Below are 16390 nucleotides of genomic sequence, written 5' to 3'. Positions count from 1 at the left end.
CCCCCCCCGCCCCCCCCCCCCCCCCCCCCCCCCCCCCCCCCCCCCCCCCCCCCCCCCCCCCCCCCCCCCCCCCCCCCCCCCCCCCCCCCCCCCCCCCCGCCGAGGAGCAGCCCGCCGACGAGCGTGCCGTCGTCGAGACCGCCGAGGACACCGACGAGGACGCGGCCGACGAGGCCGACCGCGACGAGGCCGACCGCGAGGACGCCGACCGCGACGAGACCGCCGGTGGCAGCCGGCGCCGCCGCCGGGGCCGCCGCGGCCGCGGCCGGGGCCGCAACGGGGACGACTCGGCGGAGGCCGACGCCGACGAGGACGCTCCCGAGCGCGCCTCCGACGACGAGGACGCCGAGGACGAGGACACCGACGCCGAGGCGGAGGCCGACGAGGACGCCGAGGGCGACGAGGGCGAGGGCGCCGAGGGCACGTCGACCACGCGGCGGCGCCGCCGGCGCCGCCGCCGCGGCGGGGACGGCGAGGCGTCCGCGGCCGAGGACGACGACGACCGCCCCGAGCGCGCCGGCCGCAACGGCCGCAGCACCAGCGACGACGACGTCCGCGGGGTCACCGGCTCCACCCGGCTGGAGGCCAAGCGCCAGCGCCGCCGCGAGGGCCGGGACAGCGGCCGCCGCCGCGCGCCGATCCTCACCGAGGCCGAGTTCCTCGCCCGCCGCGAGGCGGTGGAGCGCCGGATGGTGATCCGCCAGCGCGGCGAGCGCACCCAGATCGCCGTCCTCGAGGACGGCGTGCTGGTCGAGCACTACGTCACCCAGGCGCAGGCGACGTCGTTCGCCGGGAACGTCTACCTCGGCCGGGTGCAGAACGTGCTGCCCAGCATGGAGGCGGCGTTCGTCGACATCGGCAAGGGCCGCAACGCCGTCCTGTACGCCGGCGAGGTCAACTGGGACGCCGCCGGGCTCAGCGGCAAGCAGCGCTCGATCGAGCAGGCGCTCAAGTCCGGCGACAAGGTGCTGGTGCAGGTCACCAAGGACCCGATCGGCCACAAGGGCGCCCGGCTGACCCAGCAGGTCAACCTGCCCGGCCGGTTCCTGGTCTACGTGCCCGGCGGGTCGATGACCGGCATCAGCCGCAAGCTGCCCGACACCGAGCGGCAGCGCCTCAAGGACGTCCTCAAGAAGATCGTCCCCGACGACGCCGGCGTGATCATCCGGACCGCCGCGGAGGGCGCCTCGGAGGAGGAGCTCACCCGCGACGTCGCCCGGCTGCAGGCGCAGTGGGAGGTCATCAAGCAGAAGTCGGAGTCCTCGAACAACGCCCCGACGCTGCTCTACGGCGAGCCCGACCTCGCCATCCGGGTCATCCGCGACGTCTTCAACGAGGACTTCAGCGAGCTCGTCGTCCAGGGCGACGACGCGTGGGACACCGTCGAGGCCTACGTCGCGCACGTCTCCCCGGAGCTCACCGGGCGGCTGACCAGGCACACCGGCGAGGGCGACGTCTTCCGCGACCTGCGCATCGACGAGCAGCTGGCCAAGGCGCTGGACCGCAAGGTGTGGCTGCCCTCCGGCGGCTCGCTGGTCATCGACCGCACCGAGGCGATGACGGTCATCGACGTCAACACCGGCAAGTTCACCGGGTCCGGCGGCAACCTCGAGCAGACCGTCACGCGCAACAACATGGAGGCGGCCGAGGAGATCGTCCGCCAGCTCCGGCTGCGCGACGTCGGCGGCATCATCGTCATCGACTTCATCGACATGGTGCTGGAGAGCAACCGCGACCTGGTGCTGCGGCGGCTGACCGAGTGCCTGGGCCGCGACCGCACCAAGCACCAGGTCGCCGAGGTGACCTCGCTGGGCCTGGTGCAGATGACGCGCAAGCGGGTGGGCCAGGGCCTGCTCGAGGTGTTCTCCGAGCCGTGCGAGCACTGCCGCGGCCGTGGCGTCCTCGTGCACACCGATCCGGTCGACGACCGCCGTCGCGGCGGCAACGGCTCCGGCGGGCACGGCCCGGGCTCCGGCAACGGCGGCCGGCGCGACCAGGGCGGCCGCAAGGACGCCGAGCGCACCGAGCGCAAGGAGACCGAGCGCAAGGAGACCGAGCGCAAGGACGCCGACCGCAAGGACGCCGAGCGCAAGGAGACCGAGCGGACCGAGGCGGAGGCCACGGCGCCCGAGACCGGGCCCGACGCCGCCGAGAACGGCGAGGGCCAGCGGTCCGGCGGCGGGCGGCGCAACCGGGGACGGCGCAACCGCGGCCAGGCCGGCGAGGAGCGCGCCGCCGAGGACGCCGCGGTGCTCGCCGCCGCCTCCGCCGACGACCCGTCCGACGCTGGGACCGCCGACGCCGGGGCCTCCGGGGAGGCCGTCGTGGAGGAGGCCCCCGAGGTCGAGGTCACGGCCACCGTCGGCGCCGAGGTCCCGGGCGCCGAGGTGACCGAGCCGGAGGAGACGGCCCGGCCCGAGACCGTCGAGCCCGAGGCCGGCGAGCCCGGGACCGCCGAGCCCGGGATCGCGGAGCCGGAGGAGGCGGGGGAGGCCCCGCAGGCCGACCCCGCCCTGCTGGTCACCGACGCCGCCGTCCCGGCGGACGCTGCTTCCGCGGAGCCGCAGGGCGCCGCCGAGGAGGAGGCGGTCCCCGCGGGCGCCGGCCCCGACGACCCGGCCCCGGCCGCGGACCCGCAGGCGCCCGGCGGCCCGGCCCCGGCCGGGGAGAGCCCCGCGGCCGAGGCCCAGCCGCCGGTGGCCGACGACGGCACCGGTGCCGTGGTGGGCGGGGCGCGCCCGCGCCGCCGCCGGGCCGCCAGCCGCCCGGCCGGACCGCCGGCCAGCTGAGCCTCCCGAGCGTCCGGGGCCGTGTTCGACCCGGTCCCGGCCGCTCGGGTACGCTGGTCGAGTTGCACCGCCCCGGACCGGGTTGCCCGGTCCCGCGCAGGCGGAGCGGCCCGTCCAGCACCCGGCGCCCGCGCCGGGGTGCGACCAGGACGCAGCGCGGGACAGACAGCAGCGATCGAGGAGTTCAGTGGTGTACGCAGTCGTGAAGGCCGGGGGCCGGCAGCACAAGGTGGCCGTGGGCGACCGGTTCACGGTCAACCGTCTCGTGGGTGAGGCGGGCGACACCGTCACCCTCCCGGCCCTGCTCCTGGTCGACGGCGAGACCGTCACCAGTGACGCGCAGGCGCTGGCCGGCGTGACTGTGACCGGCGAGATCGTCGGCCACGGCAAGGGCCCGAAGATCCGCATCCACAAGTTCAAGAACAAGACGGGCTACCACAAGCGTCAGGGCCACCGTCAGCCGCTGACCGACGTGGTCGTCCGCGACATCACGAAGGGCTGACGACGACATGGCACACAAGAAGGGCGCCTCGTCCTCCCGCAACGGCCGCGACTCGAACGCCCAGCGCCTCGGCGTCAAGCGCTTCGGCGGCCAGGTCGTCAAGGCCGGCGAGATCATCGTGCGCCAGCGCGGCACCCACTTCCACCCGGGCCTGGGCGTCGGCCGCGGCGGCGACGACACGCTGTTCGCGCTGACCCCCGGTGCGGTCACCTTCGGCACCAGCCGGGGCCGCAAGACCGTCTCGATCACCACGGTCGAGGCCTGAACCCGTCGGGTTCGAGAGACAGCACGCGACGAGCGCACGGGCCGGCCGGCCCGTGCGCTCGTCGTCGTTGAGCGAGCAGTGAGCAGGTAGAGCAGAGATGGCCGCGTTCGTCGACCGCGTCGTCGTGCACGTCGCCGCGGGCAACGGCGGTCACGGCGTCGCGTCCGTGCACCGCGAGAAGTACAAGCCCCTCGGTGGCCCCGACGGCGGCAACGGAGGGGACGGCGGGGACGTCGTCCTCGAGGTGGACCCCCAGGTCCACACCCTCCTCGACTTCCACCACCGCCCGCACCAGAAGGCCGGCAACGGCCGGCCCGGCGCCGGCAGCCACCGGCACGGCGCGCGCGGCGAGGACCGGGTGCTGCGCGTCCCCGAGGGCACCGTCGTCAGCGTCGGCGGCGAGGTGGTGGCCGACCTCATGGGTGCCGGCACCCGCGTCGTGCTCGCGCACGGCGGCAGGGGCGGGCTGGGCAACGCCGCGCTGGCCAACCCCCGGCGCAAGGCCCCCGGCTTCGCGCTGCTCGGGGAGCCGGGGGAGGGCTTCGACGCCGTCCTCGAGCTCAAGAGCGTCGCCGACGTCGGGCTGGTCGGGTTCCCCTCGGCGGGCAAGTCCTCGCTGATCGCGGCGATGTCCGCGGCCCGGCCCAAGATCGCCGACTACCCGTTCACCACGCTGGTGCCCAACCTCGGCGTCGTCCGCGCCGGGGACGTCGTGTTCACGATGGCCGACGTCCCCGGGCTGATCCCCGGCGCGGCCGCCGGCAAGGGGCTGGGCCTGCAGTTCCTGCGGCACGTCGAGCGGTGCGCGGTGCTGGTGCACGTCGTCGACATGGCCACGCTCGAGCCGGGCCGCGACCCGGAGAGCGACATCGACGCCCTCACCGCCGAGCTGGCCGAGTACGGCGGCGAGGAGCTGGACCTGGTGGGCCGGCTGCGGTTCGCCGTCCTCAACAAGATCGACGTGCCGGACGGCCGCGAGCTGGTCGACCTCGTCCGCCCGGCGCTGGAGGAGCGCGGGCTGCGGGTGTTCCCGGTCAGCGCCGCGACGGGGGAGGGGCTGGCCGAGCTCGGCTACGCGCTGGGCGCCGCCGTCGAGCAGTACCGCGCGTCGCTGCCGGCGCCCGAGCCGGTCCGCATCACCCTGACGCCGCGCGCCGTCGACGACTCCGGGTTCACCGTCGCCTTCGACGCCGAGGACGAGGCCTACGTCGTCCGCGGCGTGAAGCCCGAGCGCTGGGTGCGGCAGACCGACTTCACCAACGACGAGGCGGTCGGCTACCTCGCCGACCGGCTCAACCGGCTCGGCGTCGAGGACGAGCTCGTGAAGCTCGGCGCGCAGGAGGGCGACACCGTCGTCATCGGCGACGTCGCGTTCGACTTCGCGCCCAGCCTGCCCGCCGGCACGCCGCTGGCCGAGGAGACCGCGGGTCTCGGCGGCCGCGGCACCGACAACCGCATCGACGCGCCGCACCGCGTGCGCGCGGCCGAGCGGCTGGCGGCGAAGAAGGCCCGCCGGGTGCCCTACGAGCTCACCGAGACCTGGACCGACGACGACCTGCCCGGCGGCGACCGCCCCGAGGGGGACGAGTGACCGCCCGCCCGCAGGTCGCCGGCGCGCCCCGGGTCGTCGTCAAGGTCGGGTCCTCGTCGCTGACCACGCTGCCGGGCGGGCTGGACGCCGACCGGCTCACCGCGCTGGTCGACGTCCTCGCCGCCGTGCGGGCGCAGGGCCGCGAGGTGGTGCTGGTGTCCTCCGGCGCGATCGCCGCGGGCCTGGCGCCGCTCGGCGTCGAGGGCCGGCCGCGGGACCTCGCGACGGCGCAGGCGGCGGCCAGCGTCGGCCAGCTGCGGCTGGTGCAGACCTACGCCGACGCCTTCGACCGGCACGGCGTCACCGTCGGGCAGGTGCTGTTGACCGCCGACGACCTCACCCGCCGCGGGCACTACCGCAACGCCCGGCAGACGCTGGAGCGGCTGCTCACCCTCGGCGTGATCCCGATCGTCAACGAGAACGACACCGTCGCCACCGACGAGATCCGCTTCGGCGACAACGACCGGCTCGCCGCCCTCGTGGCCCACGTGGCCGCCGCCGACGCGCTGGTGCTGCTGTCCGACGTCGACGGCGTCTACGACGGCGACCCGCGCACCGGCCCCGCGCAGCTGCTGGACAGCGTCCGCGGCCCCGGCGACCTCGCCGCGGTCACCCTCGGCACCGCCCGGCGCAACGGCGTCGGCACCGGGGGCATGGCCACCAAGGTCGAGGCGGCGCTCATCGCCTCGGGCGCGGGCGTGCCGGTCGTGGTCACCTCCACGCCGCAGGCCGCGGCCGCGCTGGCCGGCGAGCGGGTCGGCACGCTGTTCGAGCCCTCGGGCCGCCGTCCCTCGGGCCGGCAGTTCTGGCTGCGCTACGCCAGCCGGCCGCGCGGGCGGCTGGTGCTCGACGACGGCGCGGTGCGCGCGGTGCGCGAGCGGCACGCCTCGCTGCTGGCCGCCGGGGTCACCGGCGTCGACGGCGACTTCCTGGCCGACGACCCGGTCGAGCTCGTGGGGCCCGACGGCACCGTCGTCGCCCGCGGGCTGGTCGCCTACGACGCGCGGGAGATGCCGGCGCTGCTCGGCCGACGCACCACCGACCTCGACCCGGAGTACCGGCGCGAGGTGGTGCACCGCGACGAGATGGTGCTGGTCGGGCGGCCGCGGACGGCTGCGAGACTGCCCGGGTGACGATCCGCCCCATCCGCGAGCTCGGTGACCCCGTGCTCCGCACGCCCGCCGACGAGGTGCGGGCCTTCGACAAGGAACTGGCCGCCCTGGTCCGCGACCTCGAGGAGACCGTCGACCACCCCGGCCGCGCCGGGCTGGCCGCCCCGCAGATCGGGGTGAGCGCCCGGGTGTTCAGCTACAACGTCGACGGCGAGATCGGCCACCTGGTCAACCCGCGGGTCGTGGAGCTGTCGGGGGAGACCCAGGACGGCGACGAGGGCTGCCTGTCCATCCCGGGGCTCTGGGCGCCCACGGTGCGGGCGATGTCCGCCGTCGTCGAGGGCTTCGACGTGCACGGGGAGCCGCTGCGGCTGTCGGGCACCGGGCTCATGGCCCGCTGCCTGCAGCACGAGGTGGACCACCTCGACGGGAAGGTGTTCCTCGACCGGCTCGCCGGTGAGGCCCGCAAGGCCGCCCTGCGGGCGCTGCGCGACCGCTAGCCGGGCCGTACGGTCGGGTCCCGTGACCGACCTCGCCACCCGCGCCCGGACCCTCCTCGACCTGCACACCGCCCCGGAGATCCTCGTCCTCACCAACGTGTGGGACGTGGTGTCGGCGCAGGTGGTGGCCGCCACCGAGGGGGTGAAGGCCCTGGCCACCGCCAGCCACGGCATCGCCTCGACCTTCGGCTACCCGGACGGCGAGAACATCCCGCTCGACCTGCACCTGGACATGGTCGGCCGGATCACCGCCGCCGTGGACCTGCCGGTGAGCATGGACATGGAGGCCGGCTACGGCGACGCCGGCGAGACCGCCCGCCGCGCCATCGAGAAGGGCGTCGTCGGCGGCAACCTCGAGGACCAGATGAAGCCGCTCGACGAGGCCGTGGCCGCCGTCGAGGCGGTGGTGCGGGCCGGGCGCGACGCCGGCATCGACTTCGTGCTCAACGCCCGCACCGACGCCTTCGTCCGCGCCGGGCGCGACGCCGACCGCGGTGAGCTGGTCGCCGAGGCGATCCGCCGCGGGAAGGCCTTCCTCGAGGCCGGCGCCCCGGTCGTGTTCGTGCCCGGGCTGATCAAGCGCGAGGAGATCGAGACGGTCGTCGAGGGTCTGGGCCGCAACAGGCTGACCCTCATCAGCGTGCCCGGCCGGTCGCTGCCGGCCCGCGAGATGCAGGAGCTCGGCGTCGCCCGCGTCTCCACCGGCCCGTTCACCCAGCGGGTCGCGCTCACCGCGCTGCAGGACGCCGTCGTCGAGATGGTCGGCGGCGGCGTCCTGCCGCCCGGCACCCGCGCCCTCAACTGAACCGCGGGGTCACCGGCCGGCGGGGAGTGCCACCCCGCCGGCCGGGACCAGCAGGCCGCGGACGTCGAAGCGGGTCACCAGCTCGGGCGGGTGCGGCCGCCCCGCCAGGACCTCGTCGACCAGCGGCCCGATGACCTCACGGCCGTAGCGGTCGTACTGCTCGCGGGAGTCCCACACCTCGATCACCCGCAACCCGTCGGCGGTCGGCCAGGTCAGGTGCACCAGCCGTCCGTCGAACTCCCCACCGGTGCGCTCCAGCAGGAGCCGGTGCACGGTGTCGTACAGCTCCACCAGGTCGTACGACTCCGCCGGTGCGGTCACGTCCTCGATCACCGCCCAGACCATCTCGTCCCCCTCGACGAACTGAGCCCCGCGGTCAGATGGCGACGCCGGCGCGGGGGAGCACCAGGCCGCGGACCTCGAACTCGGTGGACACCGAGGCCGGGGGCTCCTGTCCCCGCAGCACCTCGGCGAACGCCGGCTCGATGACCTCCCGGTTCGCGCGCTCCAGGTCCTCCCGCGACTCCCACACGTCGATCGCCTGGAACCCGTCCGCGGTGGGCCGGACCAGGTGCAGCAGTAGGCCGTCGAAGGCCGGGCCGTTCCGCTCCAGCATCGCCGCGTGCACCGCGTCGTAGAGCTCGACCGGTGCGGACACGTCCGTGATCACGCCCAGGGTCATGACGTCCTCCTCACTCCCTCCCGGCGGCCGTCCGCCGCCGGCAGCCGTCGCGCGCCCTCGCCGGAGAGCCGGTGCACCGTCGCGGTGCGCCCGGTGACCAGCAGCAGGAGGTCACCCGTCGTGCCCTCGACCGGGGCGCCCTCGCCCAGCACGAGGTCGCTGTCGGTGGCCCGCAACTGCAGTCCGGCCAGCCGCTTCCGCGCCCGGAACGGGAAGCCCATGTCCCAGCCCCGCCGCGCCGCCACCGCCGCGGGGACCGGCGGGACCGGCCGCTCCCGGCCCAGCGGGACGGCGATGTCCTGCCCGTGCACGAGGACGTCGAGGAGCGGCTCGATCGGGGAGATGAACGGCGCCCGACGCCGCGAGCCGACCATCGCCCGGATCCGCCGGCCGTACTCGTCGTCGGGCAGCGGGCCGACGCGCAGCGCCGTGTCCCGGATGATCCGGTTGAAGCTGCCACCCGCCCGGATCGCCGGGACGACCAGGTCCCGGAGTCCCGTCTGCGCCAGCGTCAGGTGCGCCGCGACGTCGCGCACCCGCCAGGCCTCGCACAGGGACGGGGTCTCCCACTCGGCCGGCGACAGGTCGTCGAGCAGATCGGCCAGGCTCGCCCGCTGGGAGTCGGTCCAGCGCCACACGTCGTCGAGGTCCACGACGGCCCCCTCGGTGTTGGTAAGATGGTCTGACCATTCAGTCAGATCGTCTGACCAACGTCAAGGGGGATCGTGAGCGTCCGAGACGAGGTCCGGCAGGACGGGGACCGCCCGGGCCGGGAGCAGGGGCAGCAGAACCTGGCCCTGCTCTGCTTCTACCCGCACCGCGCGATGGAGGCCCGGCTGCTCACGACGATGGCGGCCGAGGGCTTCGACGACCTCACGCTCGCCCAGGGCCGCATCGCCGCCCGGATCGGCCCGGCCGGCACCCGGCTGACCGACCTCGCCGCGCAGGCGCTGGTGACCAAGCAGACCGCCGGCCACCTCGTCGACCAGCTCGAGCGGGCGGGCTACGTGCGCCGCGTGCCCGACCCCACCGACGCCCGCGCCCGGCTGGTGCAGATCGCCGAGCGGGGCCAGGAGCTGGTGGCGCTCGCCCGCCGGGTGGAGGCCGAGGTCGAGGCCGAGTGGACGGCGTACCTGGGGGAGGAGACCACGGCCCAGCTGCGGGCGGCGCTCACCCGGCTGCGCGAGGTGACCGACCCCTACCGCTGAGCGGCGGTGCAGCTGCCGCAGGTCCCGAAGACCTCCAGCTGGTGCTGCACGTCGGCGAAGCCGTGCTCGGCGGCGACCCTCGCGGCCCAGCGCTCCACCGGCGGGTCGGCGACCTCCACGGTGGTCCCGCACGAGCGGCAGACCAGGTGGTGGTGGTGCACCGGCGAGCAGCGCCGGTAGGCGGCCTCGCCGTCCTCGCCGCGCAGCACGTCGACCAGGCCGTCGTCGACCAGCGCCTGCAGGGACCGGTAGACGGTGGCCAGGCCGACCGCGTCGCCGCGCTCGCGCAGCAGGGCGTGCAGGTCCTGGGCGGTGCGGAACCCGTCGAGCTCCTCGAGCAGGGCCATGACCGCGGTCCGCTGGCGCGTCTGGCGGCGGACCGGCACCTCGGGCGCGCTCACGGCCGCTCCGTCCCGACCGGCGGCGGGGCGGCGTGCTCGGTGTGCTCGTCGTAGTGCACGCCCGTGCCGGTGCGGTGCGGCGCGTGCAGGTGCCCGTCGTGGTCGTAGTCGACGTGGTCGCCGTGCGGCACCGGGCGGTGCCCGCAGCCGTCGCCGTGCTCGTGCGGGTGCGCGGCGTGCACCTGCACCCGCCGCCCGTGCCGGCGCCGCGCCGTCGCCTCGCGCAGCGCCACCACCACCGTGACCAGCAGGAACAGGGCGATGGCCAGGAGCACGATCGTGCCGCCGGAGGGGGTGCCGGTGTAGTACGACGCCGCCGTCCCGGCGACGCTGACCACGACGCCGATCGCGCAGGCCAGGTACAGGGTGGCGCGGAAGCTGCGCCCGACCAGCTGGGCGACCGCGCTCGGCAGGATCATCAGCGCGCTGATCAGCAGCAGGCCGACCACGCGCATCGACAGCACGACGGTCGAGGCGACCAGCGCGGCCAGCACCACGTTGAGCGGCAGCACCGGCAGGCCGACCGCGCGGGCGTACTCCTCGTCGTCGCTGACCGCGTACAGCCGCTGGCCGAGCAGCCACACCACGGCGAGCACGACGACGGTGATGACGGCGAAGACGGCGACGTCGGCGGCGGTCGTCGTGGTGATCGCGCCGAACAGGTACGCGTCGAGGTTGGTGGCCTGCCCGCGCGGCGCCAGCGACAGCAGCACCACGCCGCCGGCGATGCCGCCGTAGAACAGCACCGCGAGGGCGACGTCGCCGCTGGTCCGCCCGCGCGCGCGGACCAGCTCGATGAGCACCGCGCCCAGCACGGCGGCGACCAGCGCCGTCCCCACCGGCGCGGTGGAGGTGAGCACCCCGATGCCGACGCCGGTCAGCGCGACGTGCCCGAGGCCGTCGCCGAGCAGCGACAACCGGCGCTGCACCAGGAAGACGCCGACGGCGGGCGCGACCAGGCCGACCATCAGCGAGGCCAGCAGGGCCCGCTGCATGAACCCGTACTCGAGCAGCTCCACGTCAGCGGCTCCCGTCGCGCACGCGGACGGCGTCCGGCGCCGGCCGCGGCTGGTCCAGGCGGTAGCCGCGGGCCGCCGGCTCGGCGGCCTCCTCGGGGTGGTGGCAGTCCGGGCCGGCGGGCCCGGCGCCGGCCAGCGGCCCGTCGTAGGTGAGCCGGCCGGAGTCGACGACGACCGCGCGCGAGAGCACGCCCGCGAGCGGGCCGGTCTCGTGGGTCACGACGACGAGTGTCGTCCCGGCGGCCGCGACGCGGGCCAGCACCGCGGCCAGCGCGGCCTGGCTGGCGGCGTCGACGCCGGCGGTCGGCTCGTCCATGACCAGCAGCTCCGGCTCGGCGGCCAGCGCCCGGGCCACCAGCACCCGGCGCTGCTGGCCGCCGGAGAGGGAGGCGACCGGGTCCTCGAGCCGGTCGGCGAGGCCCACGGCGTCGACCGCCTCGGCGACGGCGGCCCGGTCGCGCGGGCCGAGCCGGCGGAACAGGCCCAGCCGCGGCAGCCGGCCGACGCCGACCACCTCGCGCACGGTGGCCGGCATCGCGCCGCTGACGGTGTGCCGCTGCGGGACGTAGCCCACGCGCCCGCGCTCGCGCAGCCGGCCGACCGGCGCGCCGAGCACCTCGACCGTGCCGCCGAGGACGGTGGCCAGGCCCAGCACGCCGCGCATGAGGGTGGTCTTGCCCGACCCGTTGGAGCCGAGGACCGCCACGGCCTCGCCGCGCCGGACGGTCAGGCCGGCGTCGCGGACGATGGCCACGTCGCCGTAGCCGATCGTGGCGCCGGCCAGCCGGAGCGCGGCGTCGTTCATGCGCAGCCCTGTCCCTCCTGCAGCGTGGCGAGGTCCGCGCGCATGACCGCGAGGTAGTCGTCCCCGGCCGACTCGTCGGTGAGGCCCTCGAGCGGGTCGAGGACGGCGGTTCGCACACCGGCCTCCTCGGCGACGGTCTCGGCCACGGCGGGGTCGACGAGGGTCTCGGTGTAGACGGTCGTCACCCCGCGCTCCCGGACCAGCGTAGAGATCTCGGCCAGCTGCGCCGGGCTCGGCTCGGTCGACGGGCTCAGCCCGCTGACGCCGACCACGTCGAGGCCGTACCGCTCGCCGAGGTAGCCGAACGCGTCGTGCGCGGTGACCAGCGTGGTCACCGCGCAGTCGGCCAGGCCCTGCTCCATCTCGGCGTCGAGGGCCTCCAGGTCGGTGCGCAGCGCCGCGGCGTTCTCGCGGTAGGTGTCCGCGCCGTCGGGGTCGACGTCGGCGAGCCGGTCGGCCAGGGCGTCGCCGACGTCGGCCAGCCGGGTGGGGTCGAGCCAGAAGTGCGGGTCGACGGCCTCGCCGTCCTCGCCGGCGTGCTCGGCGTGCTCCTCCTCGCTCTCGCCCTCGTGGCCGTGCTCCTCGGCGGCCAGTGACAGGTCGGCGGCCTCGCCGGCGTCCCAGGCGGCGTCCCCGGCCTCGTCGACGGCCTCGTCGAGGCCGGGCTGGAAGCCGGCGAGGTAGACGACGAGGTCGGCCTCCGTCAGTGACGCGACGTCCTGCGGGGTGAGCTCCAGATCGTGCGGCTCGGCGCCCGGCGGGGTGAGCGACTCGACGTCGACGCGGTCGCCGCCGACCCGCTCGGCCGCCCACTGCAGGGGGTAGAAGGCGGCCTCGACCGAGACGCCGTCCGCGGCCGCGGCCTCGTCGTCCCCGGCGGAGCCGCACGCAGCCAGCAGCAGGGCGGTGGCGGCGGCGGTGGTCGCGGCGAGGACGCTCGTCGTCGTGCTCATGAGAACCATTCTCACACGGCGGCGGAGGTGCCTGGCCGGAGGGGGCGGCGCGTACCCTGCGGGGCGTGTCCGACGCCGCCGACCTGCCGCTGATCGGGGCCGCCGCGCTGCGCGCCCGCGCCGCGTCCCGCGTCCTGCGCACCCTCCCGACCGACGTCAAGGACGCCGCGCTCACCGCGATGGCCGAGGCGCTGGTCGAGCGGACCGACGAGGTGCTGGCCGCCAACGCCCGCGACGTCGCGGCCGCCGAGGCCGACGGCACGCCGGCGTCGGTGCTCGACCGGCTGCGGCTGGACGCCGGGCGGGTGGCCGGCGTGGCCGCCGCCCTGCGCGAGCTGGTCGCCCTGCCCGACCCGGTCGGCGACGTCGTCCGCGGCTCGCGGCTGCCCAACGGGCTGGAGCTGCGGCAGGTCCGGGTGCCCTTCGGCGTGGTCGGGATCGTCTACGAGGCCCGCCCGAACGTGACCGTCGACGCCGCCGGCCTGTGCCTCAAGAGCGGCAACGCGGCGCTGCTGCGCGGCTCGGCCTCGGCGTACCGCACCAACCTCGCGCTGGTCGCCGTGCTCATGGAGGCCGGCCAGAAGGCCGGGCTGCCCGAGGGCTCGGTCGAGCTGCTGCCGGCCGACCGCGCCTCGGTGGGCGAGCTGCTGTCCGCGCGCGGGCACGTCGACCTCGTCATCCCGCGCGGCGGCGCCTCGCTGATCCAGCGGGTGGTCCGCGAGGCGCAGGTCCCGGTGATCGAGACCGGCGTCGGCAACTGCCACGTCTACGTCGACGCCTCCGCCGACCCGGCGATGGCCGAGGCGGTCGTGCTCAACTCCAAGACCCACCGGGTGAGCGTCTGCAACTCCGCGGAGACGCTGCTCGTGCACCGCGACGCGCCCTTCCTCCCGCGGCTGCTCACCGCCCTCGCCGACGCCGGCGTGACCCTGCACGGCGACCAGGCGACGATCGACGCCGCCGCGCGGTCCGGTCTCCAGGCCGTCGTCCCGGCCACCGACGAGGACTGGGCCACCGAGTACCTGTCGATGGACATGGCGGTGCGCGTCGTCGACGACCTGCCGGCCGCGCTCGAGCACATCGCGCGGTGGGGGAGCGGGCACAGCGAGGCGATCGTCGCCGACTCCGCGTCGGCCATCGCCGCGTTCACCGCCGGCGTCGACGCCGCGGCCGTCCTGGTCAACGCCTCCACCCGTTTCACCGACGGTGGCGAGTTCGGCTTCGGCGCCGAGATCGGCATCTCCACGCAGAAGCTGCACGCGCGCGGGCCGCTGGGCCTGCCCGAGCTGACCAGCACCACCTACGTCGTCACCGGGAACGGCCACACCCGCTGATCCCGGACCTGGACCCGAGGAGCCGCATGCCCCGCCCGCCGACCGAGTCGCCGCACTTCTCCTCGGTGGCCGACGTCAGCAAGCGGCTGTCGACCGCCGGGTACCTGCCCGACGCGCAGATCGCGACGACGGTCTTCCTCGCCGACCGGCTGGGCAAGCCGCTGCTGGTCGAGGGCCCGGCGGGCACCGGCAAGACCGAGCTGGCCAAGGCGCTGGCCGCGGCCACCGGCTCGGAGCTGATCCGGCTGCAGTGCTACGAGGGCCTGGACGAGGCGCGGGCGCTGTACGAGTGGAACTACAAGAAGCAGCTGCTGCGGATCCAGGCGGCGCAGGGCGGGGACGGCGCGGACTGGGACACCGTCCACGACGACATCTTCGGCGAGGAGTTCCTGCTCTCCCGGCCGCTGCTGACCGCGATCCGGCGCACCGAGCCGACCGTGCTGCTCATCGACGAGACCGACAAGGCCGACGTCGAGGTCGAGGGCCTGCTGCTGGAGGTGCTCAGCGACTTCCAGGTGACGATCCCCGAGCTCGGCACGGTGACCGCGACCCGCCGGCCGACCGTCGTCCTCACCTCCAACGCCACCCGCGAGCTGTCCGAGGCGCTCAAGCGGCGCTGCCTGTACCTGTCCCTGGACTACCCCTCCGCCGAGCGGGAGCGGGAGATCGTGCTCTCCCGGGTGCCCGACCTCGCCCCCGGTCTGGCCGAGCAGCTGGTGCGCACCATCCGGGCGCTGCGGGCGATGGAGCTGAAGAAGTCGCCGTCGATCTCCGAGACCCTCGACTGGGCGCAGACGCTGCTCGAGCTCGGCCTGGACACCCTCGACGAGACGGCGGTGCGCTCGACGCTCGGCGTGGTGCTCAAGCACGCCAGCGACCAGGACCGCGCCGCCGCCGAGCTGCGGCTCAACTGATGTCCGCGCCGTCGGTGTCCCCCGGGGGACTGGCCGGTCACCTCGACGGCTTCGTGCGGGCGGTGCGGGAGGCCGGCATCCCGGTCGGGATCAGCCAGGCCGTCGACGCCGCGGAGATCCTCACCGTCGTCGACCTGCTCGACCGTGAGCAGCTGCGGCACGGGCTGGCGGCGGTGCTGCTGCAGCGCGCCTCGCAGCGCCCGGCCTACGACGTGCTGTTCGACCTGTGGTGGCCGCTGTCGGACCGGCCCGCTCCCGGCCCCACCGGCGACGCGGACCCCGCCGACGGCGAGCCGGACGCCGACGACGGCTCGACCCTGGACCTGCCCGACGGGCACGGCGACGGCGACGAGCGCGACCTGGCGCAGCGGATGCGCGAGCAGCTGGCCCGGCTGCTGCTCGAGGGCGACGACGAGGCGCTGCGCCGGTTCGCCCGCCAGGCGGTCGAGCAGCTCGGGCGGGCGCCGGCGTCGCCGTCGGGGCAGTCCTACTTCGGCTACCGAGTGATGCGCGCGCTGTCGCCGGACACGCTGGTCACGCAGCTGCTGGCCGGGCTGCTCGGCGACGGCGGCCGCGGCGGGCTGGCCGAGCAGGTGGCCCGGCAGACCGTCCGCGAGCGGCTGGCCGCCTTCCGCACCGCCGTCGACGCCGAGGTGCGCCGCCGGGCCGCGGCCGACCGCGGGCGCGACCGGGTGGCCAGGAGCGCGGTGCGGCCGCTGGCCGAGCAGGTCGACTTCCTGCGCGCCCAGCAGTCCGACCTCGCCGAGCTGCGGCGCGCGGTGGCGCCGCTGGCCCGCCGGCTCGCGGTGCGGCTGTCCGCGCGGCGGCGGATGGGCCGCCAGGGCCGGCTGGACTTCCGCAAGACGGTGCGCGCCTCCCTCGGGACCGGCGGGGTGCCCGTGGTCACCCACCACCGGCCGCGCAAGGTGCACAAGCCCGAGCTGGTCGTGCTCTGCGACGTCAGCGGCTCGGTGGCCGGGTTCAGCCACTTCACGCTGATGCTCACCCAGGCGCTGCGCGAGCACTTCTCCGGCGTCCGCGCGTTCGCCTTCGTCGACTCCACCGACGAGGTGACCCGGTTCTTCCGGCCCGGCGCCGACGTCGCCGGCGCCGTCGCGCGCATCGGCCGCGAGGCCGACGTCGTCGCCTTCGACGGGCACAGCGACTACGGCAACGCCCTGGAGGTGTTCGCCGACCGCTGGCCCACCGCCGTCGGGCCGAAGACCTCGCTGCTGGTGCTCGGCGACGGGCGGACCAACTACCGCCGGCCCGGCCTGCCGGTGCTCGCCGACCTGGTCCGCCGCGCCCGCTTGGCGCACTGGCTCAACCCGGAGCCGCGGCGGCTGTGGGGGAGCGGCGACTCCGCCGCCGACCGCTACGGCGAGGTCATCGACATGGTCGAGTGCCGCAACGCCACCCAGCTGGCGGAGTTCGTCACCACGCTCTGACACCACCCGGTCACGGCGACACGCCCGGGGGACCCCTCTTCGAGACCGCTCGTAACCGGTGG

The 16390-nt window shown here is 75.8% G+C and carries 18 protein-coding genes; 11 read left to right on the top strand and 7 right to left on the bottom strand.

Translation table 11 applies throughout. From position 1 onward, the window contains the following. The 7 genes from ACI79B_RS21000 to ACI79B_RS20970 form a co-directional block, all read left to right on the top strand. Nucleotides 1–2789: Rne/Rng family ribonuclease (locus ACI79B_RS21000; RefSeq protein WP_457000241.1), on the top strand; the 2789-nt coding region annotated here is incomplete at its 5' end. Nucleotides 2790–2979: 190 nt separating this feature from the next. Further along, entirely contained in the window at nt 2980–3291 is a 312-nt protein-coding gene (gene rplU / locus ACI79B_RS20995) for a 50S ribosomal protein L21 (RefSeq protein ID WP_091113808.1), read from the top strand. Between the two features lie 7 nt (nt 3292–3298). Further along, the gene (rpmA, locus tag ACI79B_RS20990; protein ID WP_387985394.1) at nt 3299–3556 is read left to right on the top strand and encodes a 50S ribosomal protein L27; all 258 of its coding nucleotides are present in this window, start codon (nt 3299–3301) and stop codon (nt 3554–3556) included. 97 nt (nt 3557–3653) lie between these two features. Further along, nucleotides 3654–5147 (top strand): GTPase ObgE, encoded by a 1494-nt coding sequence (gene obgE / locus ACI79B_RS20985; RefSeq protein ID WP_456927085.1) that lies wholly within the window; start codon nt 3654–3656, stop codon nt 5145–5147. After that, nucleotides 5144–6280, top strand: coding sequence for a glutamate 5-kinase (gene proB / locus ACI79B_RS20980; protein WP_456927084.1), 1137 nt, complete (start codon nt 5144–5146; stop codon nt 6278–6280). The genes obgE and proB overlap by 4 nt, the downstream gene beginning before the upstream one ends. Further along, on the top strand, nt 6277–6759 hold the full coding sequence (gene def, locus ACI79B_RS20975; protein ID WP_456927083.1) for a peptide deformylase: 483 nt from the start codon (nt 6277–6279) through the stop codon (nt 6757–6759). The genes proB and def overlap by 4 nt, the downstream gene beginning before the upstream one ends. Nucleotides 6760–6781: 22 nt before the next feature. After that, entirely contained in the window at nt 6782–7564 is a 783-nt protein-coding gene (locus ACI79B_RS20970; RefSeq protein WP_456927082.1) for an isocitrate lyase/PEP mutase family protein, read from the top strand. A 9-nt stretch (nt 7565–7573) separates the two neighbouring features. On the opposite strand, the gene ACI79B_RS20965 is transcribed toward ACI79B_RS20970, so the two are convergent. The 3 genes from ACI79B_RS20965 to ACI79B_RS20955 are packed head-to-tail and all read right to left on the bottom strand — an operon-like array spanning nt 7574 to nt 8899. Beyond that, nucleotides 7574–7897 carry a hypothetical protein gene (locus tag ACI79B_RS20965; RefSeq protein WP_456927081.1) on the bottom strand — a complete coding sequence of 108 codons (324 nt, stop codon included), beginning with the start codon at nt 7895–7897 and terminating at the stop codon, nt 7574–7576. Between the two features lie 43 nt (nt 7898–7940). Then, nucleotides 7941–8246: a hypothetical protein gene (locus ACI79B_RS20960; RefSeq protein WP_456927080.1), complete on the bottom strand. Its 306-nt coding sequence runs from the start codon at nt 8244–8246 to the stop codon at nt 7941–7943. Continuing rightward, on the bottom strand, nt 8243–8899 hold the full coding sequence (locus ACI79B_RS20955) for a maleylpyruvate isomerase family mycothiol-dependent enzyme (RefSeq protein WP_456927079.1): 657 nt from the start codon (nt 8897–8899) through the stop codon (nt 8243–8245). The genes ACI79B_RS20960 and ACI79B_RS20955 overlap by 4 nt, the downstream gene beginning before the upstream one ends. Before the next feature lie 72 nt (nt 8900–8971). Between ACI79B_RS20955 and ACI79B_RS20950 the strand changes: the two genes are divergently transcribed. Next, nucleotides 8972–9454, top strand: coding sequence for a MarR family winged helix-turn-helix transcriptional regulator (locus tag ACI79B_RS20950; protein WP_456927078.1), 483 nt, complete (start codon nt 8972–8974; stop codon nt 9452–9454). Here ACI79B_RS20950 and ACI79B_RS20945 read toward each other — a convergent pair. From ACI79B_RS20945 to ACI79B_RS20930, 4 genes are read right to left on the bottom strand one after another with little or no spacing between them, the layout of a single operon-like run. Then, a complete protein-coding gene (locus ACI79B_RS20945; RefSeq protein WP_456927077.1) occupies nt 9445–9855 on the bottom strand; it encodes a Fur family transcriptional regulator in 411 nt (136 codons plus the stop codon). The two genes, ACI79B_RS20950 and ACI79B_RS20945, sit on opposite strands and share 10 nt — an antisense overlap. Continuing rightward, entirely contained in the window at nt 9852–10874 is a 1023-nt protein-coding gene (locus ACI79B_RS20940; RefSeq protein WP_456927076.1) for an iron chelate uptake ABC transporter family permease subunit, read from the bottom strand. The genes ACI79B_RS20945 and ACI79B_RS20940 overlap by 4 nt, the downstream gene beginning before the upstream one ends. 1 nt (nt 10875) lies before the next feature. Beyond that, complete coding sequence (locus ACI79B_RS20935; protein WP_456927074.1) at nt 10876–11679, bottom strand: metal ABC transporter ATP-binding protein; 804 nt, start codon at nt 11677–11679, stop codon at nt 10876–10878. Beyond that, nucleotides 11676–12632 (bottom strand): metal ABC transporter substrate-binding protein, encoded by a 957-nt coding sequence (locus tag ACI79B_RS20930; protein WP_456927073.1) that lies wholly within the window; start codon nt 12630–12632, stop codon nt 11676–11678. The genes ACI79B_RS20935 and ACI79B_RS20930 overlap by 4 nt, the downstream gene beginning before the upstream one ends. Nucleotides 12633–12697: 65 nt before the next feature. Between ACI79B_RS20930 and ACI79B_RS20925 the strand changes: the two genes are divergently transcribed. The 3 genes from ACI79B_RS20925 to ACI79B_RS20915 are packed head-to-tail and all read left to right on the top strand — an operon-like array spanning nt 12698 to nt 16328. Then, a complete protein-coding gene (locus tag ACI79B_RS20925) occupies nt 12698–13966 on the top strand; it encodes a glutamate-5-semialdehyde dehydrogenase (RefSeq protein WP_456927072.1) in 1269 nt (422 codons plus the stop codon). 26 nt (nt 13967–13992) lie between these two features. Beyond that, nucleotides 13993–14880 (top strand): AAA family ATPase, encoded by an 888-nt coding sequence (locus ACI79B_RS20920; RefSeq protein WP_456927071.1) that lies wholly within the window; start codon nt 13993–13995, stop codon nt 14878–14880. Then, nucleotides 14880–16328 (top strand): vWA domain-containing protein, encoded by a 1449-nt coding sequence (locus ACI79B_RS20915; RefSeq protein WP_456927070.1) that lies wholly within the window; start codon nt 14880–14882, stop codon nt 16326–16328. The genes ACI79B_RS20920 and ACI79B_RS20915 overlap by 1 nt, the downstream gene beginning before the upstream one ends. The last annotated feature ends 62 nt before the right edge of the window (nt 16329–16390 follow it).

Source organism: Geodermatophilus sp. SYSU D00879 (assembly GCF_054050375.1).
The sequence above is the reverse complement of the archived record's forward strand: the minus strand, read 5'-3'. Positions and strand labels throughout refer to the sequence as shown.